The following is a 930-nucleotide window of genomic DNA, read 5'->3' as shown; positions in this document are numbered from 1 at the left end:
CAGAGCAAGCTCCGTGCTGCCGTTCGACTTGCATGTGTAAGGCATGCCGCCAGCGTTCAATCTGAGCCAGGATCAAACTCTTCAGTTTAATCTCTGTTTAATGTCATTTCTGACAGGTCGGACAGTATCACTACCATCCAAATCTTTTACATTGCAAAAGATTTGCTCACTCAAAAAACTGACAGGCCACTACTTTCGTAGCGCCTATTTCATTATTTCTTGTGAACATTTGATATTTTAAGTATGACGCCAATCCGAAAATCGGCGCTGCACTACATCAAATGTCCACACTTATCGACTGTTAATTGTTAAAGAACTGTATTCGGTTACTGCTTTCGCGCTATCGACAAAGCGTTGTGTTTGTCAGCTGCGAAGAAAGAAGAGTATGAGGCATTTCGCTAAATCCGTCAACCCTCTTTTTTACTACCTTCACCGTTTCCAGTGATCCCGTTGTTTTGCAAACTGCAGCGCCTCATTGGGGAGGCGAACTATAGCAAAGCTATACGCAGGCAGCAAGGTTTATTCTAAGAAAGTGTGAAATTTAATGATGCGATGCCATACCGCCATTAAACTGACCAGTTAATACCATCCAGAACGCCCTGGTGTCCGTTGGCGCTTGCGGATTAATAGGCTCATTCGCATGCAGCTGCATTAGATCGGCACCGGCCTGATGACTGCAGTGGCATCGATAAGAGGCTAAGCACTGCTTGACGAGTGCATTCCCAGTAGTGCCCGGGGAATAAAGCGCCAGACGAAAAAAAACCCGCTCATTGCTGAGCGGGTTTTTTCTAGATGAAACAGCCGGCGGCTGTTTCAGCAAATAACAAGCCTGACGATAACCTACTTTCACACTGGTTGCAGCACTATCATCGGCGCAAAGTTGTTTCACGGTCCTGTTCGGGATGGGAAGGGGTGGGACCAACTTGCTAT

General features: G+C 46.5%; 2 rRNA genes. Both read right to left on the bottom strand.

The features are described 5' to 3' along the window. Window positions 1-88 (bottom strand): 16S ribosomal RNA (locus CBW50_RS28505); the annotation flags it as partial. Window positions 89-827: 739 nt separating this feature from the next. Then, window positions 828-930: ribosomal RNA gene (rrf, locus tag CBW50_RS28500) — 5S ribosomal RNA — on the bottom strand; the annotation flags it as partial.

The sequence above is a fragment of the Janthinobacterium sp. GW458P genome, from assembly GCF_002127585.1.
Taxonomy (GTDB): Bacteria; Pseudomonadota; Gammaproteobacteria; order Burkholderiales; family Burkholderiaceae_D; genus Janthinobacterium.
This window is presented reverse-complemented; position numbering and strand designations above follow the sequence as displayed.